Origin of the sequence: Nonomuraea sp. B12E4, from assembly GCF_039871825.1 — a bacterium.
Taxonomy (GTDB): Bacteria; Actinomycetota; Actinomycetes; order Streptosporangiales; family Streptosporangiaceae; genus Nonomuraea.
In genome coordinates, this window is record NZ_JBDPME010000007.1 from 330,468 (window position 1) to 349,958 (window position 19,491).

The window sequence follows — 19,491 nt, forward strand, 5'->3', positions numbered from 1 at the left end:
GGCTGATCTTACGACTCGGGGGTGCCGGGCCGTCCAGGTCAGAAGGGGCCGGTGAGGTCGCCCAGCTTGCTGGTCAGCTCCAGGTTCGCCGAGTAGTCGACCGGGACCGCGATCACCGATACCACGTCGTCGGCCAGGGCCTTGCGCAGCGTCGGCAGCAGCTCGTCCGCGCTGGTGACGCGGTAGCCGCGCGCCCCGAAGCTCTCCGCGTACTTCACGAAGTCGGGGTTGCCGAAGGCGATGTTGGAGTTGCGGCCCAGCTCAAGGTCCATCTTCCACTCGATCAGCCCGTACGCGTCGTCCACCCACACCAGCACCACGAACGGCACCCGCTCGCGGACGGCGGTCTCCAGCTCCTGCGAGTTCATCAGGAACGCCCCGTCACCCGTCGCGGCCAGCACCCGCCGCTGCGGGAAGGCCAGCTTGGCGGCCAGCGCGCCGGGGACCGAGAAGCCCATCGACGACAGCCCGTTGGAGACCAGCATGGTGTTCGGCTCGTACGTCGGATACATGCGGGCCATCCACATCTTCACCGCCCCCGTGTCGGCCAGCACGATGTCGTCGCGTCCCATCGCGTCCCGGATGTCGGCCACCACCCGGCGCGGCGACAGCGGGAACCCGTCCTCCGTACGTCCCTGCTCCAGCTCCTCCCGCACTATGCGCCGGATCCGCTCGCCGGTGCCGTTGACCTCGAAGCGCCGGTGCACCGCGTCCGCCAGCGCGTGCAGCGACCGGGAGATGTCCCCCTGCACGCCGACCGCCACCGGATAGTGGTCGTCCACCTCGGCGGGGAACTGATGAACGTGGATGATCTTCTTGTCCCGGTTCGGGTTGATCTTGACCGGGTCGAACTCCTGCAGCTCGTACCCGACGGTGATCAGCGCGTCGGCCTCGTCGAACCCGAAGTTCACGTAGTCGTGCCGCATGAACCCCACCGCGCCGAGCGCGTGCCGGTGGTCGTCGGGGAAGACGCCCTTGCCGTTGAACGTGGTCGCCACCGGCAGCCCGAGCCGCTCCGAGAAGCGTACGAGGGCGGCCGACGCCCCGGCGCGGGTCGCGCCGTGCCCGGCCAGCACGATCGGCCGCTGCGCGGTGGCCAGTACGTCGGCCGCGCGGGCGATCTGCGCGGGGGAGGGGTCCTGCGGGCGGACCCGGTTCACCGGTAGCGGGCGCAGGTCGCCGGGCACCTCGGCGGCCTCGACGTCCTCGGGGATGGCCAGGTAGACGGCGCCGGGGCGCTCGGTCTGGGCGGTCTTGAACGCCTTGCGGATCATCTCGGGCAGCGCCTGCGCCGACGGCGTCAGCTCCGCCCACTTGGTGATCGGCCTGAACAACGACACCAGGTCCACCACCTGGTGCGACTCCTTGTAGATGCGGTCGAGCCCGACCTGCGCCGTGATGGCCACGACCGGGGTGCTGTTGGTGGTGGCGTCGGCGACGCCGAGCTGCAGGTTGATCGCGCCGGGGCCGAGCGTGGCCGAGGCCACCCCCGCCCTGCCGGTCAGCCGGCCGTAGATCTCGGCCATGAACGCCGCGCCCTGTTCATGGCGAACCAGGACGTAGCGGATGGAGGAGTCTTTGAGCGCGTCGACGAAGTGGATGTTCTCCTCACCTGGGATGCCGAAGACGTACTCGACGCCCTCCGCCTCCAGAGCCTGCACGATGAGACGGGCCGCGTCGGCCTGCCGGGACATGTGAAACGCCTTCTTCCGTGTGTGGCGCCGTTTGTGTGGAGTGACGTGGACTTTCCAGTGGACTTTCCACAGGTTCACGTAGTCCGACGGCCCGCAGGCGGCCCACGTCAAGGTTCCAGGGTCAGTAACCGTATCCCTGCCCATATTCATCCCGGTCTGTCCGCGCTGCCCTGCCCTGAGCCCCCGCCGGGCTCAGGGCAACGGACGCCAGGGCGATCGATACCGCCCTGAGGCGGGATGCGCTGGTTCAGCCCAGCCTGGCCACCCCGTCGAGCAGGCGGTCCACGTCCGAGCGGTCGTTGTAGTGGACCAGACCCGCGCGTACGGCGCTGCCCGAGTCGCGGATGCCGAGGGCGGCGGTCAGCTCCCAGGCGTAGTTGTGGCCGTTCCAGACGTTGACCTTGAGCAGGGCCAGGTGGTCGGCGACCTCGCGCGGGGCGCGCCCGGCCACGTTGAAGTAAACGGTGGCGGTGCGCCTGGCCGGCTTGCCGTACAGGGTGACGTGCGGCATCGTCTCCAGGCCCGCCAGCAGCACGCCGAACAGCTCCAGCTCGTGCCGTTCCGCCGCGGCCATCGAGGCCAGCAGACGCTCCCGGCGAGTGCCCGGTCCGTCCGTGCCCGGGTCCGGCACCGGTCCGTCCGTGCCCGGGTCCGGCACCGGTCCGTCCGTGCCCGGGTCCGGCACCATCGCGGCCAGGTGGTCGACGGCGGCCGTCACCCCCGCGAGGTCCGCGAAGGAGGCCGTGCCCGTCTCGAAACGCTCCGGCACCGTGTCCAGCGAGGAGGCCAGCTTGTCCGTCCTGATCGCCTCCAGCAGCGCCGGGTCGGCCACCACCGCGCCGATGTGCGGGCCCGACCACTTGTACGCGCTGGTGGCGTAGAAATCGGCGCCCAGCTCGCGCATGTCCACCGGGCCGTGCGCGGTGGAGTGCACGCCGTCCACGTACGTGAGCGCGCCCGCCCGGTGCGCCAGCTCGGTGATCGCGGCCACGTCGGGCCGGGTGCCGAGGATGTTGCTCGCCGCCGTCACCGCCACCAGCCTGGTGCGCTCGTTGATCAGCTCGGCGTACTGCTCGACCGGCAGCTCCCCGGTGACCGGATCCACGTCGGCCCAGCGGACGGTGGCGCCGGTCTGGGTCCACGGGCGCACGTTCGCGTCGTGGTCCAGCCTGGACAGCACCACCTCGTCACCGGGGCCCACCAGCGCCCGGGACAGCCGGTAGGTGAGGGTGGTCATGTTGGGGCCGAGGATCACCCCGTCCGGATGCCCGCCGACCAGGTCGGCCACGGCGGCGCGGGCGGCGGCCACGATGGCGTCGGAGCGGTGGCTGGCCGGGAACGCCGCGCCGACGTTGCCGATCCCGGCGCGGTAGGCGGCCGAGATGGCGTCGATCACGGACCGCGGAGCCTGGGTGCCGGCCGCACCGTCAAGGTAGGCGTAACCATCGGAGAGGGCAGGGTAAGAGGCGCGAACGCGTGCGATGGGGAATTCCGGCGAATCGAGCATGATAGGTAAATGCTCACCCTTCTAGACCTCAACCGGGCCACTTTGGCCCGCCAGCACCTTCTCACACGCCATAAAGGCGATATGGCCGAGGTCGTGCACCGGCTCGCCGGGTTGCAGGCGCAGGAGCCGCGGCCCCCGTACCTGGGGATCTGGACGCGGCTGGAGGGGTTCGAGCGGGACGGCCTGCACGCGGCGCTGCGGGCGGGCACGCTGGTGCGGGCCACCATGTGGCGGGCCACGCTGCACCTGGTGACGGCCGCGGACTTCGCCGCGTTCCGCCCGGTGCTGCGGCCGGTGCTGGCCGCCGCCGCGCGCCGCTTCGAGGGCATCGACTTCGACGCCGTGGTGGCCGCCGCCGACCGGCTGCTGGCGCGGGGGCCCATGACGTTCAACGAGTTGCGGCCGCGGCTCCTCGAGGAGTTCCCCGGCGCGTACGACCGGGCCCTCGGGTACGCCGTACGCATGCTCACCCCGCTGGTCATGGTGCCCACCGAGGACCGGTGGAGCTTCCCGCGCGACCCGGCGTTCGCACTGCCCGGCTTCGACCTGGCGCCCGCCGACCCGCGCACGCTGATCGAGCGGTACCTGGCCGCGTTCGGCCCCGCCACTCCCGCCGACGTGCAGACCTGGTCGGGACTGAGCGGCATCAAGCCCCTCATGAAGGGCATGGACCTGGAAAGGCTCACCGACGTCGCGGGAAGGGAGCTGTTCGACCTGCCGGACGCGCCCCGGCCGGGCGGGGACGTGCCCGCGCCCGTGCGCTTCCTGCCCGACTTCGACACCCTGATCCTGGGACACGCCGACCGCACCCGCGTGCTGGCCGAGGAGTTCAAGGGACGGGTCGCCACCAAGAACCTGCGGGTGAAGGCGGTCTACCTGGTCGACGGGTTCGCCGCCGGGACCTGGCAGATCAAACGTACGGGGAAGCAGGCCAGGTTGCTCGTCAGCCCGTTCACCACCACCTCACTGGACCTGCTGGAGGAGGAGGGGCTGCGGCTGCTGGCGTTCGCCGAGCCCGATGCCACGTCGGCGTCCCTCGAAGTGGCGATGGACGGAGCATGACCGGTTCGTGTCTGATCGATGCTGAAGGGAGGTGCTGGTAGATGCCCCAATTGACCGCGCTGGACGCGCAGTTCCTCCATTTCGAGACCGCCACGAACGTCGCCAACATCGCGGGCCTGGCGATCCTCGACGGTGACGTCAACCGTGCCGACCTGCAGGCGCTGCTCGAACAGCGGCTCCCGTACGTGCCCGCGCTGCGGCGCAAGCTCGCCCCGGTGCCGTTCGGGCTGGACCACCCGTACTGGATGCAGGAGGACGATCTCGACCTCGACTACCACGTACGCGAGATCGGGCTGCCGCCGCCCGGCGACGACCGGCAGCTCGCCGAGCAGGTCTCGCGGCTGCACCCGCGCCGGCTCGACCGCCGCCGGCCGCTGTGGGAGATCTACCTGATCCACGGGCTGCGCGGCGGCCGGATGGGCCTCTACACCAAGATCCACCACGCGGCCGTGGACGGGATCGGGGGCGCCGACGTCCTGGCCGCGCTGCTCGACCTCGGCCCCGAGCCCGCGGCTGTGCCCCTCACCGTGTCCGCCACAGGACCCACCACTGGGCCCGCCGTCGAGCCCGAGCGGGACGAGCCGCCCCCAGGGCCGGCGGAGATGGTGGCGCGCGGGCTGGCCCACCTGGCCGGCAACCCCGCCGCCGCCGTGCGCTTCGTCGCCAGGGCCGTGCCCCACCTGGACGAGATCCCGCTGGCCTCCCGGATCCCGGGCACCCGGCTGGTCTCCGGGCTGGCCCGCAGGCTGGCCGGGGCCGGGCAGTTGCCCGAGCTGCCGGTGCTGCCCGCGCCGAAGACGCCCTTCAGCGGGCCCGTGTCGGAGCACCGGCGCTTCGCGTTCGTGTCGCTGCCGCTGGAGGAGATCAAGCAGGTCCGCAAGGCGTTCGGGGTGACCGTGAACGACGTGGTCATGGCCGTGTGCGCGGGCGCGCTGCGCCGGTGGCTGGCCGCGCACGGCGGCATCCCGCGCCAGCCACTGGTGGCGGGCGTGCCGTTCTCGCTGCGCGCCGCCGGGGTGGCGGGCCCCGGCAACCAGGTGACGATCATGACGGCGCCGCTCGCCGTGCACATCGACGACCCCGTCGCCCGGCTGCACCACGTGCGGCACGCGATGCAGCGGATCAAGGACCGGTTCTCCCTGGCGCCCGCGCGGTGGTTGCGCGAGTTCAGCGAGTCGATGCCGGCCGCGCTCATGGGGCTGGCCGCGCGCTCGGCGTTCTCGCTCGTCGGCCAGACCGCGCCGCCGATCAACGTGGCCATCTCGAACGTGCCGGGCCCCCAGTTCCCCCTGTACATGTGCGGCGTCCGGCTGCTGACCCACTATCCGGTGTCGGTGATCACGGACGTGAGCGGCGGCGTGAACATCACCGCCTTCTCCTACGACGGCTCGCTCGACATCGGCGTCGTCACCGACCGGGAGATGGTGCCGGACCCCTGGGAGCTGACCGTGCATCTGCGAGACTCCCTCGACGAGCTGCGCGACGCCGAGTCCTCCCCGCCTCAGTAGCCTCCCCGGAAACTGTCGGTGGCGTGTGGGACTTTGATTACGGCGTGCCGGCGACGGGGGTGCCGGCACGCCGAGGGCGCGCGGGCCGGAGGAGGGGAGCTTTCGTCCGGGTGGGCACCGCGTGACCTGGCACGGCACGGCGAGGGACGCCCGGGTTGAGCCGGGCATCGGCAACCGTTAGGTAGCGTGGTAAGGGTGACCGTCCGGTCGCTCGCTTCTACCGTGTCCGACGTCCAGGTGTCCATGGTCAAATCCGCCGGCCTTCCCGATCATTCCACGCGAGCGAGGAGATTGATTTGTCCCAAGCAGCAGAGGTTCTCGAGCTGGACGACGTCGGCGCCGATGGTGGCCTGGTCGTCGGCGCCGACTCGGTCAAGACGTACCTGAAGGAAATCGGGCGGGTGCCCCTGCTCACCGCCGAGCAGGAGATCGAGCTGGCCAAACGCATCGAGGCCGGCCTGTTCGCCAGGGAGCGGCTCGACACCGAGCCGGCGATGCCCGCCGACCTGCGCGCCGACCTGGAGTGGATCGCCAACGACGGCACCCGGGCCAAGCAGCGGATGCTGGAGGCCAACCTGCGGCTGGTCGTCTCCATCGCCAAGCGCTACACCGGGCGCGGCATGCTGTTCCTGGACCTGATCCAGGAGGGCAACCTGGGCCTGATCAGGACGATCGAGAAGTTCGACTATCAGCTCGGCTACAAGTTCTCCACCTACGCCACCTGGTGGATCAAGCAGGCCATCACCCGGGCCATGGCGGACCAGGCCAGGACGATCCGCATCCCCGTCCACATGGTGGAGCTGATCAACAAGGTCGCGCGCGTGCAGCGCCGCCTGCAGAGCGACCTCGGCCGTGAGCCCACGCCGGAGGAGATCGCCGCGGAGAGCGATCTCGACGTTGAGCGCGTCATCGAGGTCCAGGGCTACGGCCGCGAACCGATCTCCCTGCACACGCCGCTGGGCGAGGAGGGCGACAGCGAGTTCGGCGACCTCATCGAGGACACCGAGGCCGTCTCCCCGGCCGACGCGGTCTCGTTCACCCTGCTCCAGCAGCAGTTGCACAGCCTGCTCGACCAGCTCTCCGAGCGGGAGGCGGGCGTGATCAGCATGCGTTACGGCCTGACCGACGGCAAGCCGAGGACCCTGGACGAGATCGGCCGCATCTACGGCGTCACCCGCGAGCGGATCCGGCAGATCGAGGCCAAGACCATGTCCAAGTTGCGCCATCCGTCCCGGGCCATGGCGCTGCGCGACTATCTGAGCTGAGGCAGGCGAGAAAGGCTGCGCCAACGGGAATGCAAGGTTGTCGCCAAGGGCATGGGTTCGCCCGCGCCGGTGACCTAGATTCCGAGGCGTGAATCGCTCCCGTTCGAGCCTCGTCCACCAAGCGACGTACGCCTTCAGACACCCGCACAAGATCGCCCCCCACCTGCGGCGGCTGGCCCGCGACACGTGGTTCAGGCTGCGTACGCGCGACCACGTCTCCTACTACCGCGCTGTCATGAAGTCCGACACCGCCCGAGACCCCGAGGGCGCGGTCGGTTCCCACACCCACAAGCGCTGGCTGGCGCTGGGCCGGATGCAGTTCGACTACCTCGTCGAGCACGGGCTCAAGCCGGAGCACCGGATGCTGGAGATCGGGTGCGGCAACCTGCGGGCCGGTCGGCTGTTCATCGACTACCTGCACACCGGCAACTACTACGGCATCGACATCTCACCCGATATCCTCATGGCGGCCCAGGACACGCTGGTCACGCACGGGCTGGGGGACAAGCTGCCGCACCTGACCCCCGTACGCGATCTGCGCTTCGCCTTCCTGCCCGACCGGCATTTCGACGTCGTCCACGCGCACAGCGTCTTCTCGCACTCGCCGCTGGAGGTCATCGAGGAGTGCCTCGCCCACGTCGGGCGGGTCATGAAGCCCGGCGCGTGGTTCGACTTCACCTTCGACCGGACCGAGGGCAGGGAGCACCACGTCCTGCGGGAGGACTTCTACTACCGCACCGAGACCCTGATCGCGCTGGCCGCCCGGCACGGGCTGCACGCGGTGTTCATGGAGGACTGGGAACGGCTGCCGCACAAGCAGTCGAAGATCCGGGTCGCCAGGGCCGCCCTCACTTAGCCGACCGGCTCCAGAACTCCGCCAGCTTCGCCGCGCCCGCCGCCGGATCCTGCAGCATCCACCAGTGGCCGAGCCCCGGCAGGTGGGCCACCTCCGCGCCCGCCCGGGCCGCCGCCGCGGGGCCGAGCTCCACCACCAGGAACGGGTCCTGCGACGGCAGCAGCGCCAGCCCGGGCACGGGGACGTTGGCCGACCAGGTCGATCCGGTCGCCCGCCATCGACTCCAGCTCGGCGGCCAGCCACGCGACATAGTCCTCCTTGGTGGCGCCGAAGCCCGCGGGGCGGGGGCAGCCGAAGCCGGGGAGCCGCAGGGCGCGCGCCTTCCTGATCATCCTGCTGCCCGAGCCCTTGCCCTACTGGGGTGCCTGAGGGCGGGGGGCGCTGGACCACCCTGGAGCGCCCGCGGGCAGGACGCTGGATCGCTCTTGGGTGCCTGGAGGCGGGCGCTGGATCGCCCTAGGGTGCCTGGGGGTGGGGGCGCTGGATCACCGCCGCGCCGAGTGGGGCGAGCTCGACCTCTCCTGTCACCTCGCGGCCGGTGAGCAGGTCCGTGCCCGTCACCGGGACGGACGCGCCCGCCTCGGCGCTGTGGTTGAGGAGGAACACGTACTCGTGCGCCGCCGACTCCCGCACCGCGCACTCCACGTGGGCGGGCAGGCCGTCGAACGGCGCGCGCACGCCGGCCGCCGCCACCGTCTCCAGCAGCAGGGCGTCGAAGGCGGCCCGCTCCAGCAGGGTCGCGATGTAGACGACCCGGCCGGCGCCGTACCGGTTCTCCACGACGGCGGCCCGTCCCCGCAGCAGGCCGTCGGCGTAGGTGGCGAGCGCGGTCCCGGTCTCCAGGTGCAGGTCGTCGCGCCACCAGGTGGCGGTGGCCCGCCTCCCGTCGGCGAACTCCACGGCGAACTCCTCGTGCGGCCGGGCCGGCCAGTACTCGTCGATCTTGGCCCCGATGAGCTCGCGGAACGCCCCCGGGTACCCGTCCGGCCGCACCCGGTTGCACGCGTCCACCACGCCCGAGAAGAACGACATGAGCACGGTCCCGCCGTCGCGGGCGAACGCGCGGATCCGCTCCGCGCCGTCGTCGTCGATCAGGTACGCGTTCGGCACCACCAGCACCTTGTACGCCCCCAACTCGCTCGCCGAGGCCACCACGTCCACCGGGTGGTGGTGCTCCCACAACGGCGTGTAGTGCCGCATGACCGTGTCCGGATAGCTGAAGTCGGCCCGTGGCAGCCCCGCCGTCTCCTCCAGCCCCCACCACCCGTCCCAGTCGAACAGGATCGCGACCTCCGACCGGGAGGTCGTCCCGGCCACCGGCGCCAGCAGCCTCAGCTCCCGCCCCAGGTCCAGGACCTCCTTGAAGGTGCGCGAGTCCGGTCCCGAGTGCGGCAGCATCGCCGAGTGGAACCGCTCGTGCCCGCCCCGGCCGGCCCGCCACTGGAAGAACATCACCGAGTCGGCCGCCCGCGACACCGCCTGCAGCGAGCCGAGCCGCATCCGCCCCGGCTCCTTGACCACGTTGAGCCGCCACTGGCTGACCGCGCTCGCCGCCTGCTCCATCAGCAGCCACGGCTGCCCGCCCTTGAGCGAGCGGAACAGGTCGTACTGGAAGGCCGCCGACACGTGCGAGTCGGGATCGGCCGGGTCGGGGTAGATGTCGAGCGCGACGGCGTCCTCCTCCGGCGCCCACCGCCAGTAGTCGGCGTGCCGGAAGAACCGCATGAAGTTGGTCACGACCGGGATGTCGTCGCGGAAGGAGCGCACGATGTCCCGCTCGGCCAGGAAACATTCCAGCAGGGCGTCCGAGGTGAAGCGCTTGAAGTCGAGTTTGCGGGCCGGGTTCATCCAGGTGCGCGGGATGTTCGGCACCTCGATCTGGTCCCAGTCGGTGTAGGTCTGGCCCCAGAAATGGGTGGTCCAGGCGTCGTTCAGGGTTTTCAGGTCGCCGTATTTGCGCCGCAGCCAGGCCCGGAAGGCCACCGAACTGGCCTCGTTGTACGCCGTCGGCCCGTATTCGTTGCTGATGTGCCACATCGCGAGCGCCGGATGGAAGGAATAACGCCCCGCGAGCCGGGTCGTGATGCGGGCCGCGTATTCCCGGTAAATGGGCGACGAGGGGTCGTAATGCAGCCGGTTGCCGAATCCGAAGGGCTGCCCGTCGGCCATGACGGGGAACACCTCGGGATGCAGGTGCGTGAGCCAGACGGGCGGCGCGGCCGTGGGGGTGGCCAGGTTGACGCTGATGCCGCCCGCGTGCAGGAGGTCCATGACCTCATCCAGCCAGCCGAACTCATATTTGCCCGGCTCCGGCTCCAGCGAGGCCCAGGCGAAGACGCCGAGCGAGACGGTGTTGACCCCGGCCTCGCGCATGAGCCGGACGTCCTCCCGCCACACGGCCGGATCCCATTGCTCGGGGTTGTAGTCACCGCCGAAGGCGAAACCCCCGACACGGTTCCGGAACGCGTCCATGCGAGTCATTTGCGGAGCTCCCAGGGCATGAAAGATGAGGCCGGTTTCGTGGATATGCCAACGGCATTCGACCAGAAAGTTTCTGGTTGGCTTTCCGGAAAAATTACGGTGACATTGCCGAGGCGTTACGCTAGGCTTGGCCCGGCGGTGCTGTCAACAGTGCTGGATTGATTCGCTCGCCCCGCAGGTGATGCGGGCGGTCCTGTTTCGCGCGGTTTTCCGAAAACGCAAAGGGAGGACCTGTGCCTCGCACCACTCTGGCCGACGTCGCGGCAGCCGCCGGAGTGTCGGTGCCGACGGTTTCCAAGGTTCTGAGCGGCAAGAAACACGTCTCCGCCGCCACCAGGGACAAGGTCCTCCAGGCGGTGCGCGCCTTCGGCTACGAGGCCCCGCGCCCGCCCAGCACGCCCCGGGTGGGCCTGGTCGACCTGCTCATCGACGGGCTCGGCTCGCCGTGGGCGCAGGTGCTCATCAGGGGTGCGGAGAAGGCGGCGGCCCGATGGGGGTTCTCGCTGGTGGTGACCTCGTCCGCGCGGCCCGACTTCGACCTGCGGCGCTGGATCGGGATGGTGCGCAAGCGCAGCACCGACGGGGTGGTGCTGGTGCTCTCCCGGGCCAACCAGCAGGAGATCGCGGCCATCGAGGAGCTGCTGCACGTCCCCCTGGTGCTGCTGGATCCGGTCGGGCAGCGTGACCCGCGCATCTCCACGGTCGGCGCCACCAACTGGCTGGGCGGGGTCATGGCCACCACCCATCTGCTGGAGCTGGGGCACACGCGGATCGGGTTCATCGGCGGGCCGCTCGACACGCAGTGCACGCTCGACCGCTACGAGGGATACCTGGCCGCGCACCGTACGTTCGGAATCGACCCCGATCCGACCCTCACCTCCTACGGGGACTTCCTCATCTACGGCGGCAAGACGCTCGGGGCCGCGCTGCTGGACCGCGACGACCCGCCCACCGCGATCTTCTCGGGCAACGACCTGCAGGCCGCGGGCGTCTACCAGGCGGCCACGGAGCGCGGCGGGCGCGTGCCGGAGGACCTGTCGGTGGTCGGGTTCGACGACTCGCCGCTGTGCGAGATGCTCTCGCCGCCGCTCACGACCGTCCGCCAGCCGCTCGACGACATGGCCAACGAGGCCGTCAGGCTCGTCTCCGAGGAGCTGACCCACCCGCGCGGCCCGGCGGGCACCCGCATCGAGCTGGCCACCACCCTCATCATCAGGGCCAGCACCGGCAAACCATGACACCCCGATCGGGGCCCGGCGGATGCCGGGTGGTGGGATGGCTCGGGTACATCCCCTGTTGAGGAAGGGACGGGATGAAAGACCTGATTCTGGACGTGGACACCGGTGTGGACGACGCGCTGGCCATCATCTTCGCCGTACGCCACCCGGGGCTGCGGCTGCGGGCGGTGAGCTGCGTGGCCGGGAACGCCGGGCTCGACCAGGTGGTGACCAACACCCTGAAAGTGCTGGACGCGGCCGGGGCACCGGCGGACGTGCCGGTGAGCGCCGGGGCCACCCGGCCGCTGGTCGAGCGGGCCCGCGACGCCGGGCACATCCACGGTGCGGACGGGCTGGCCGACCTCGGCCTGCCCGCCCCGGCCCGCACGGCGAGCTCCCGGCCCGCCCTGGAGCTGCTGCGGGACACCATCCTGAGCGCCCCCGAGCCGGTGATGATCGCCGGGCTGGCGCCGCTCACCAACCTGGCGCTGCTGCTGCGCGCCCACCCCGAGGTGGCGGGCAACATCGAGCGGCTGGTCGTCATGGGCGGCAGCGCCTCCATCGGCAACGCCACGCCGGTCGCGGAGTTCAACGTGTGGCACGACCCGGAGGCCGCGGCGATCGTGCTGGACTCCGGCGTCCCGGTGACGATGTACGGGCTGGACGTCTACTACCACGTCTCGGTGGACGCGGCCACGTGCGAGGCCCTGTCCGGGCACGAGGAGCCGGGCACGCGGTTGGCGGGCCGGTTGCTGCTGCACCAGATCGCCATCTGCGGCGTGGATCCGCGGGTGGCCGGGGACGGGCTGCTCGGCGACGCGGGCGCGCTGTGCGCGCTGGCCGACCCGGAGGGGCTGACCACCGAGCGGCTGCCGGTGAGCGTGGAGCTCGCGCCCGGCCGCAGCCGGGGGCAGACGCTGGTGGACCGGCGGATCATCCCGGGGGAGGACGTGGCGCACGGGCTGGCCGAGTCCGCGCGCGGGATCGATGTCGCGCTCGGCGTGGACGCTCCCCGCTACCGCAAGCTGTTCCTGGACACCCTGGCGGGCACGGTGCCGGCCGGCGTGGGGCATCCGTAGCGGACGGTTCGGTGCATACCTTGCGGCCGCGGCGCCCGGCGTGGCCGTCACTGGCCGTAGCGGCGGCTCATCCGTGGTGGTGGGCGGGCGTCACAGGAGGCCGGCGTCGCGGACCCTCATGGCGACGTGGACGCGGTTGTCGGTGCCGAGTTTGGTGAAGATGCGGGTGATGTTGGCCTTCACCGTCGCCACGCTCACCGACAGGGCCGCCGCGATCTCGGTGTTGGAGCTGCCCCTGGCCACCTCGATCGCGACCTCACGCTCGCGTTCGGTGAGCCGGGCCAGCTCCCGCACGGCCTCGGGGCGGTGCGGCTCGTAGCGGCCGGTCGCGGCGGCGATGACCTGCTGGGCGACGGTCGGGGACAGCACCGGCTCGCCCCGCGCCACGGCCCGCACCGCCGCGATCATCCGCGGCGGCGGCGTGTCCTTCAGCAGGAAGCCGTGCGCGCCGAGCTGCAGGGCGCGCAGCACCAGGTCGTCGGCGTCGAACGTGGTCAGCACCAGGATGCGCGGCGGTGACGGCCGGGCCAGCAGGCGCTCGGTGGTGGTCAGGCCGTCCTGCTGGGGCATCCGGATGTCCATCAGCACGATGTCGGGCGCGAGGTCGCGGACCACGGCCATGGCCCGCTTGCCGTCCGGGGCCTCTCCGGCGATGTCCAGGTCGGGCTCGCCGCCGAGGATGAGGCGCAGCCCCGTACGGACCATCGGGTCGTCGTCCACGATCACCACACGAATCACGGGCGCTGCTGACAAGCTCTGCTCCTCCCGAGCCAACCGGGCCCTGGTCACGAGGTAAAGCTTCCCACGGCGGCTCGCCATTCAAGACAAAACACCCGGCCGGGACGGTGTGACCGGCGGCGCCCGCCTGCGCGCCCTGGCGCGCATCGACCGCCCAGCAGGCCCTGCCGGAAGCGGGGAGGCCCATCGCCGGCTGGTCTCGCCCAGCCGTCCGAGAGGCCCCAGTGGGCTTGCCGTGGTCTGCACGGGCCCTTTACCCGCCCCGGTAGATCTTTGCCGGATTTATGTCTTTTTATTTGGATATGTCCAGTTTGAGGTTTATGTTGGGGTCTCATCGGCGGCTGAACCCCGGCTCGGTCGGAAGGAGCCGACCGCCGACAGCGCTCCACCGAGGCGTCCCACGCCGGCCGCCCGATTTCCTGTTCATCAAAGCGAGCGCCAAGTCCACGTTCCCTGCCCGAAGGATCTCACGTGACGATGACCGCCCGCCTGCGTTCCCTTGTCGTGCTGGCCACCTGTACTCTCGGCGCCGTGACCGCCGGTGTCGCGACCACCCACACACACGCCGACGCCGCGGCCGTCGGGCAGCAGGTCATGCTGCAGGGCACCACGACGGCGTCCTACTTCTGGGACGACGCCTCGGGCCGCGCCGGTGACACCGGCCTGCCGGCGGTGGGCAAGCCCATGCAGGAGGGCCTGGTGGCCAGCCCGAGCTGGCCGCTCATGACGCAGGGCTATGTCGTCTACAAGGGCAGGAAGATGCCGTTCTTCGTGGGCGACCGCGGCCCCGGCAACCCCTCCAGCCGGGGCGTGATGCTCGACCTGGACGCCAAGACCTTCGCCAAGCTGACCGGCGGCACCTTCGACCCCGAGTCGCTGCAGGTCGAAGGGGTAGGTGGCGAGGGGCACATCAAGGTGGACTACGTGATCACCAGGTGGGGGGACGGCGTCGGCCTGAAGGGCTACCCGGTCGCCTTCTCCACCGGCGCCTGGGCCAGGAGGGACACGGTCCCGGTCCGGCCGGTGCTGGTGAAGCCGCCGTCCCGCTGACCCCGGACATCGTGGAGGGCGCCCCGGTGCCGGGGCGCCCTTCTTGCGTCGCCGCCGGTCAGTCCCTGGACGTGCGGATGTCCGGGACCGGCACCTTGGACCAGTCGATGTCCGAGCCGAGGTAGAACCTCGGGTACGCCGGCTGGTTGTAGGAGGTCTGCTGCCTGGCCACGTCCACCCGGTACTGGGCCCCCACTCGGGTCGGTGTGACCAGCCCCCAAGTCACTCTTTGTAATGTCTCAAGTCTGATACGTGACGGTCGCAGATGGGCGGTACCGAACCGTTGCGGCATCGGTGCGAGCAGGGTGCTTTCGAATCTTCAAAGCGATCGGGGGAGAAGGGATCCCTGCCGATGCGCAGAGAGTGGGAGCTGGAGGACCTCATCGAGTGCTGGACACTGGATGAGGCCGAGGCCGAACTGCTGGCGAACAAGAGCGGCGCCACCCGTCTCGGGTTCGGCTTGATGCTGAAGTACTTCGAGCTTGAGGGCCGCTTCCCGCGCCGGGAGGACGTGCCGAAGGCCGCGGTCGACTACATGGCGGGCCAGGTGAAGGTCGATGCGGCGCTGTTCGCCGAGTACCGCTGGTCGGGCAGCACGATCGAATATCACCGGGCGCAGATCCGCCGGTTTCACGGCTTTCGTGAGCCGACGGTCGCCGACGAGGACAAGCTGACGTTCTGGCTGGCCGACGAGATCTGCCCAGTGGAGACGTCGCGGGAGCGGCTGCGTGCCGCGCTGCTGGCCCGCTGCCGGGAGGAACGGACTGATCCTCCCACGCCCAAGCAGATCGAACGGCTGGCGGGCGCGGCCGAGGCGCTGTTCGAGCGGGAGTTCACCGCCGCGACGGCCCAGCAAGATCGATCGCCAGTACACCGATACCCACGGCGCCTCAATCGTCGGGTTCGCCTTCTCCAACACGCACCTGATCCAGATCGTGCTGCGCGATGCGGCCTGGCGAAAACGGCTGAGCGCGGCCGACCGGCGCGGGCTGACCGCGCTGTTCTGGTCCCATCTGAACCTGTACGGACGCTTCGAGCTCGACATGAACCGCCACCTGGAGTTGGACGGCGTCGCGCTCAGCCCGCCCGGCTAATCGAGCGCAACACTGGTCAGGCGGGAGTCGGAACCCGGGTGATGCGGCGGATGGGTTGCCAGCCCCCGGCGGTCGCGGCGCTGGTTGTGGTGTCGTCGCTAACGACCTGCCCGGGCGGAGAAGTCGAGGGCATCAGAGGTGCCCGCGCCAGAGCGCGGGCGCTCTTGATGCTTCCACCTCATCACCTGCGCCGACGGGCAGGTCAGCGTGTTCGGGGACGTGGCCGGGTTGCGCCGCCTGTTACACACCTGCCTCGAAGGCGTCCCCGTGGCGGGCGACCGGGCCGCCGCCCTGGGGCCTTTCGAGGATTTCGTGGTACTCGGGTGGCCAGGGTTCGGCCCGGCGCGCTGGTCACGTGGACGGGCTGATGCGGCTGTCGCACTAGCTAAGCTAGAAGGCGGCGGGCCGCTCGGACAGCCAGCGAGAAGCGAGATCGGCGACGATCGCTCCGCCGCGGTCGTTGAGGTGCACGTGGTCCACGAGGAGGTCGCGCCCGTTGTCGCGGGCGATCTCGTCCCAGCTGCGCCCAAGCAGGTAGTGCTGGGCGGCGATGGCGAAGGCCAGCGGGAAACTGAAGGCGTACGACTGCCGTGTGCCTTGTGTCCGCAGGTGGTCGGCCATGTGCTCATGCACGGGCAGGTAGTGGACCTGTGCCCGGTGGGCGATTTCCTTGATCGCGGCGTTGTATCCGGCGAGCGATCGGTTGATCGTTGTGTCCAGGTCCTCGCCGAGTGGCGGCAGGGACATCACGGCGATCCGCGCGGCGGTACGGGTCTGGATGCGGGCGATGATCGCGCTGAGGTTGGCCCGGTAGCGCTCCAGCGCCACGTCGTTGCGGACGTCGTTGGTGCCGATCAGGATCAGGACCGCGGCCGGCTGGCATGCCAGGATGTCGGTGTCGAGGCGCTGTAGCAGGTCGGCGGTGGTGTTGCCGTTGATGCCCGCGTTGACGAACTCGTATGCGCGGTGTTCGGGCCGTGCGCGCAGGGCCGCCACCCAGTCCGCGCCGAGCGTGCCTTGGGTCATACTGGCGCCCGCCGCGACCACGCGGGGACGCTCGCCCGGCCGGCCCTGAGCGCACAGGTCGGCCGGGGACTTGTCGGGCGGGCGGAGGAAGGTGAGATAGGCCACGGCGCCGGTGCCGGTGAGCACGACGGACAGCAGCAGGATCACGGAGATGACGATCCGTCTTCTCATGGTCAGTACCCCAGGCTGATGCTGTGGCCGACGGTGGCAGGGTCGGCGAGTGCGGCAAGGATGGCGTGGGCCAGGTCGGCGCGGGCGATGGTGATGCCGCGGCGCACGTTGCGGTCGATGGCGGTGCGGTAGGGGCGGCGTTCGCCGTTGGTCAGGCGCGGAGGCCGCATGATCGTCCAGTCCAGGCCGCTGGAGCGGACGGCCTCGTCGGTGCGGGCGAAGTCGGCGAATCCTTCCCGCAGGAAACGGCGTAGCAGAGGTTTGACCAGGGCTCGGTTCAGCAGGTCGTCGCCCTCGTCGACGATGTGCCCGCTGGCGGTGACGACGATCAGGCGGCGGGTTGCGGTGGCTCGCATCGCCGTCATGATCGCGCGGGCGCCTTCGGCGCACACCGACCCGCCCGCGCCCGGCCTGGGCCCCAGGGTAGACACTACGGCGTCCCGGCCGGTCACGCCGGCGCCGATCGCGTCGGCGTCCATCAATTCAGCGGTCACCACGTCGAGCCTGGGGCGGTCCGGCCGGCGCAGCCGGGTCGGGTCGCGGACGATCGCGGTGACATGGTGGCCGGCGGCGAGTGCCTGGTCGAGCAGCTGCTGTCCGGTGCCGCCGGTTGCGCCGAAGATGGCAAGTTTCATCAGGGACTCCTGGTTAGTAAACGCTCGCTAACTGATAGAGTGACGTTAGCGAGCGTTTACTAACTCCGTCAAGTGCGAAGGAGCAGCAATGGGCACCAGGGACGCGATCCTCGACGCGGCCGCCGCCGTCATGGCGGAGCAAGGCCTGGCCAACGTGACCACGCGACAGATCGCCCGCACCGCCGGATTCACCGAGGCCGCCCTCTACAAGCACTTCACCAACAAGGCCGACCTACTCGTCGCAGTGATGCGCGAACGCTCACCCGGCTTCGGCTGGCTGGCCGAGGCGCTGCACGGCAAGGCCGGAACCGGAGACGTCGTGGACACCCTCACCGCCATCGCCGCGGCGGCGATCACCTTCTACAGCGGCGGCTTCCCCATGTTCGCCTCGATGTTCGCCGACCCCGACACCCTCGCCGCGCACAAGGCCGAGATACGGCGCAAGGACGTCGGCCCCCACAAGGTCAACGAAGCGATCGCCGCATACCTGCGCGCCGAACAGCAACAGGGCCGCCTGAACCCGGCCGCGGACGCCCAGGCCGCCGCGGGTCTCCTGATCGGCGCCTGCTTCCAGCAGGCTTTCCTCGGCCATATGTCCACCCCCGCACACCCCGACCCCCACGAGGCGGCCGCCGCTTTCGCCCGCACCCTGTACACGTCCCTCGCCCCCTGAGATCGGGTGCCCCCAGGGCGCGGTTGTCCCGGCGACCCGATCTCGAGGCGCCAGAACTGTGGGCCGCCGCTCAGCGGTGGCGAGCCGGGGAGCTCGATGGCCGGGAACCCCCACTACCGCCGCGATCGACCCGGCGATCTACCCCGACATCGAGGAGTTCTGGCACGACCTCAGCGCCGCCTACGCCGAGCAGGTTCGCAGGATCGGCGAGCTGGGCTGCACCTACCTGCAGTTCGACGACACCAGCCTGGCCTATCTCAACGACCCCGCCCAGCGGGCCGAGCTGAGCGGGCGCGGCGAGGATGCCGAGCGCGCCATGCGCGACCTGCTGACCTCGATCGACCCACGAAAGAGAAACAATGCCTGAGAACTTCCTGTTCGCCACCTGGGCAGGCGGCGGAGCCGTCCCGCCCGTCCTGTCGGTCGCCCGCGCGCTGTGCGAACGCCCGCCGACGAGACTCGCGCCGTGGCCAGGACCACCATCCACCGGCTGCTGTCGCGCCGCGACATCCCGCTGCGCGAAAAGACGCTGTGGCGGATGCTCTACGAGACCGCAGCCCGGGCCGCCGAGATCCTGGCACTCAATGTCGAGGACCTTGACCTGGAGCACCGGCGCGCCCCCGTCCGCTCCAAGGGCGGCGCCACCGAGTGGGTGTACTGGGACACCGGGACCGCCCACCTGCTGCCCCGGCTCCTCCGGCTCCCGGACGGCAGCACGCGCACGCACGGTCCGCTGTTCCTGTCCGAACGCCGCCCGGTCCCCGCCCGCCGTCCGGCCGCCGGCGACATCTGCCCGCACACCGGCCGCGCCCGCCTCGGCTACGACCGCGCCCGCGTCCTGCTGGACAAATACGCCGGGCTCGACCTGCACCAGCTGCGCCACAGCGCTGCCACCCACCTCGGCGACGCCGAAGTACCGCTGCAGCTCATCATGGGCAAGACCCGCCACAAGAACCCCCGCACCGCCATGCGCTACGTCAAACCCGGCCCAGAAGCCATCGCCAAGGTCACCGAGGTCCTGGCGCCCCGCCGCCGCACCCACTGATCAATTGAGTGGCGGCTCGCCGGAGCTACAGGAGTCCCGGGCCTTGTCCATCGGTGTGTGCTTGCTCATGCCCGTGGCCGTACCCGACGGCGAGCTCAGAGAGGAGACAGCGTGATCAAAAACTTCGGCAAGGCCTGGAACCCTCCTACGGCCAGCAGGCTGCTGCGGGACTACTTCCCCTGCCAGCCGTTCGGTTCAGCAGCTTCAGACACATACGGTAACGACAACTACAGAGAGTTACTTTGGGCTGGTCGCGCCGACCCGAGTGGGGGGCCTACTGGGGGTCGTGCATGAGCGTGTACGACGTGACCGCGGTGGGCACGCAGGTCACGATCACCTACGGGCGCATCGGCGAGGCAGGCCAGACGAAGGTCACCTCCTTCCCCACCG

The 19,491-nt window shown here is 70.5% G+C and carries 20 protein-coding genes and 2 pseudogenes; 13 read left to right on the top strand and 9 right to left on the bottom strand.

The window, feature by feature from the left end:
* Nucleotides 1-38: 38 nt before the first annotated feature.
* Together ABGB18_RS19300 and ABGB18_RS19305 are read right to left on the bottom strand one after the other, a co-directional pair.
* A complete protein-coding gene (locus ABGB18_RS19300) occupies nucleotides 39-1,694 on the bottom strand; it encodes an acetolactate synthase large subunit (protein ID WP_347696904.1) in 1,656 nt (551 codons plus the stop codon).
* A 247-nt stretch (nucleotides 1,695-1,941) separates the two neighbouring features.
* Entirely contained in the window at nucleotides 1,942-3,201 is a 1,260-nt protein-coding gene (locus ABGB18_RS19305; RefSeq protein ID WP_347696905.1) for a cysteine desulfurase-like protein, read from the bottom strand.
* Between the two features lie 81 nt (nucleotides 3,202-3,282).
* Between ABGB18_RS19305 and ABGB18_RS19310 the strand changes: the two genes are divergently transcribed.
* From ABGB18_RS19310 to ABGB18_RS19325, 4 genes and pseudogenes are all read left to right on the top strand, one after another.
* A complete protein-coding gene (locus ABGB18_RS19310) occupies nucleotides 3,283-4,263 on the top strand; it encodes a winged helix DNA-binding domain-containing protein (RefSeq protein ID WP_347696906.1) in 981 nt (326 codons plus the stop codon).
* A 41-nt stretch (nucleotides 4,264-4,304) separates the two neighbouring features.
* Nucleotides 4,305-5,771 carry a wax ester/triacylglycerol synthase family O-acyltransferase gene (locus ABGB18_RS19315; RefSeq protein WP_347696907.1) on the top strand — a complete coding sequence of 489 codons (1,467 nt, stop codon included), beginning with the start codon at nucleotides 4,305-4,307 and terminating at the stop codon, nucleotides 5,769-5,771.
* A 362-nt stretch (nucleotides 5,772-6,133) separates the two neighbouring features.
* A pseudogene (locus ABGB18_RS19320) lies at nucleotides 6,134-7,036 on the top strand (RNA polymerase sigma factor); the annotation flags it as partial.
* A gap of 88 nt (nucleotides 7,037-7,124) precedes the next feature.
* The gene (locus ABGB18_RS19325) at nucleotides 7,125-7,892 is read left to right on the top strand and encodes a class I SAM-dependent methyltransferase (RefSeq protein WP_347696908.1); all 768 of its coding nucleotides are present in this window, start codon (nucleotides 7,125-7,127) and stop codon (nucleotides 7,890-7,892) included.
* Here the strand turns inward: ABGB18_RS19325 and ABGB18_RS19330 are convergent.
* Both ABGB18_RS19330 and ABGB18_RS19335 read right to left on the bottom strand, forming a co-directional pair.
* Nucleotides 7,885-8,142, bottom strand: coding sequence for a hypothetical protein (locus ABGB18_RS19330; protein WP_347696909.1), 258 nt, complete (start codon nucleotides 8,140-8,142; stop codon nucleotides 7,885-7,887). The two genes, ABGB18_RS19325 and ABGB18_RS19330, sit on opposite strands and share 8 nt — an antisense overlap.
* 206 nt (nucleotides 8,143-8,348) lie before the next feature.
* Complete coding sequence (locus ABGB18_RS19335) at nucleotides 8,349-10,373, bottom strand: beta-galactosidase (protein ID WP_347696910.1); 2,025 nt, start codon at nucleotides 10,371-10,373, stop codon at nucleotides 8,349-8,351.
* An 18-nt stretch (nucleotides 10,374-10,391) separates the two neighbouring features.
* Between ABGB18_RS19335 and ABGB18_RS19340 the strand changes: the two genes are divergently transcribed.
* The 3 genes from ABGB18_RS19340 (at nucleotide 10,392) to ABGB18_RS19350 (ending at nucleotide 12,669) form a co-directional block, all read left to right on the top strand.
* The gene (locus tag ABGB18_RS19340) at nucleotides 10,392-10,535 is read left to right on the top strand and encodes a hypothetical protein (RefSeq protein ID WP_347696911.1); all 144 of its coding nucleotides are present in this window, start codon (nucleotides 10,392-10,394) and stop codon (nucleotides 10,533-10,535) included.
* A 71-nt stretch (nucleotides 10,536-10,606) separates the two neighbouring features.
* The gene (locus tag ABGB18_RS19345; protein WP_347696912.1) at nucleotides 10,607-11,611 is read left to right on the top strand and encodes a substrate-binding domain-containing protein; all 1,005 of its coding nucleotides are present in this window, start codon (nucleotides 10,607-10,609) and stop codon (nucleotides 11,609-11,611) included.
* A 74-nt stretch (nucleotides 11,612-11,685) separates the two neighbouring features.
* Complete coding sequence (locus ABGB18_RS19350) at nucleotides 11,686-12,669, top strand: nucleoside hydrolase (RefSeq protein WP_347696913.1); 984 nt, start codon at nucleotides 11,686-11,688, stop codon at nucleotides 12,667-12,669.
* A gap of 90 nt (nucleotides 12,670-12,759) precedes the next feature.
* Here ABGB18_RS19350 and ABGB18_RS19355 read toward each other — a convergent pair whose 3' ends face one another.
* Entirely contained in the window at nucleotides 12,760-13,422 is a 663-nt protein-coding gene (locus tag ABGB18_RS19355; RefSeq protein WP_347696914.1) for a response regulator transcription factor, read from the bottom strand.
* 462 nt (nucleotides 13,423-13,884) lie between these two features.
* Between ABGB18_RS19355 and ABGB18_RS19360 the strand changes: the two genes are divergently transcribed.
* Nucleotides 13,885-14,457, top strand: coding sequence for a hypothetical protein (locus ABGB18_RS19360; RefSeq protein ID WP_347696958.1), 573 nt, complete (start codon nucleotides 13,885-13,887; stop codon nucleotides 14,455-14,457).
* Nucleotides 14,458-14,515: 58 nt separating this feature from the next.
* Here ABGB18_RS19360 and ABGB18_RS19365 read toward each other — a convergent pair whose 3' ends face one another.
* Complete coding sequence (locus ABGB18_RS19365; protein WP_347696915.1) at nucleotides 14,516-14,683, bottom strand: hypothetical protein; 168 nt, start codon at nucleotides 14,681-14,683, stop codon at nucleotides 14,516-14,518.
* 93 nt (nucleotides 14,684-14,776) lie between these two features.
* Nucleotides 14,777-15,373, bottom strand: a complete 597-nt coding sequence (locus tag ABGB18_RS19370) for a hypothetical protein (RefSeq protein WP_347696916.1) — start codon at nucleotides 15,371-15,373, stop codon at nucleotides 14,777-14,779.
* A 19-nt stretch (nucleotides 15,374-15,392) separates the two neighbouring features.
* On the opposite strand from ABGB18_RS19370, the gene ABGB18_RS19375 reads away from it, so the two are divergent.
* Nucleotides 15,393-15,551, top strand: coding sequence for a hypothetical protein (locus ABGB18_RS19375; RefSeq protein WP_347696917.1), 159 nt, complete (start codon nucleotides 15,393-15,395; stop codon nucleotides 15,549-15,551).
* A gap of 390 nt (nucleotides 15,552-15,941) precedes the next feature.
* On the opposite strand, the gene ABGB18_RS19380 is transcribed toward ABGB18_RS19375, so the two are convergent.
* Both ABGB18_RS19380 and ABGB18_RS19385 read right to left on the bottom strand, forming a co-directional pair.
* Nucleotides 15,942-16,748, bottom strand: coding sequence for a GDSL-type esterase/lipase family protein (locus ABGB18_RS19380; protein WP_347696918.1), 807 nt, complete (start codon nucleotides 16,746-16,748; stop codon nucleotides 15,942-15,944).
* A gap of 2 nt (nucleotides 16,749-16,750) precedes the next feature.
* Nucleotides 16,751-17,383 carry an NAD(P)H-binding protein gene (locus ABGB18_RS19385; RefSeq protein ID WP_347696919.1) on the bottom strand — a complete coding sequence of 211 codons (633 nt, stop codon included), beginning with the start codon at nucleotides 17,381-17,383 and terminating at the stop codon, nucleotides 16,751-16,753.
* An 88-nt stretch (nucleotides 17,384-17,471) separates the two neighbouring features.
* On the opposite strand from ABGB18_RS19385, the gene ABGB18_RS19390 reads away from it, so the two are divergent.
* The 4 genes and pseudogenes from ABGB18_RS19390 to ABGB18_RS19405 all read left to right on the top strand — a co-directional run.
* The gene (locus ABGB18_RS19390) at nucleotides 17,472-18,056 is read left to right on the top strand and encodes a helix-turn-helix domain-containing protein (protein WP_347696920.1); all 585 of its coding nucleotides are present in this window, start codon (nucleotides 17,472-17,474) and stop codon (nucleotides 18,054-18,056) included.
* A gap of 58 nt (nucleotides 18,057-18,114) precedes the next feature.
* Nucleotides 18,115-18,423: a hypothetical protein gene (locus ABGB18_RS19395; RefSeq protein ID WP_347696921.1), complete on the top strand. Its 309-nt coding sequence runs from the start codon at nucleotides 18,115-18,117 to the stop codon at nucleotides 18,421-18,423.
* A gap of 99 nt (nucleotides 18,424-18,522) precedes the next feature.
* Entirely contained in the window at nucleotides 18,523-19,101 is a 579-nt protein-coding gene (locus ABGB18_RS19400) for a site-specific integrase (RefSeq protein WP_347696922.1), read from the top strand.
* A 290-nt stretch (nucleotides 19,102-19,391) separates the two neighbouring features.
* Nucleotides 19,392-19,474, top strand: a pseudogene (locus ABGB18_RS19405) (hypothetical protein); the annotation flags it as partial.
* Nucleotides 19,475-19,491: the final 17 nt, after the last annotated feature.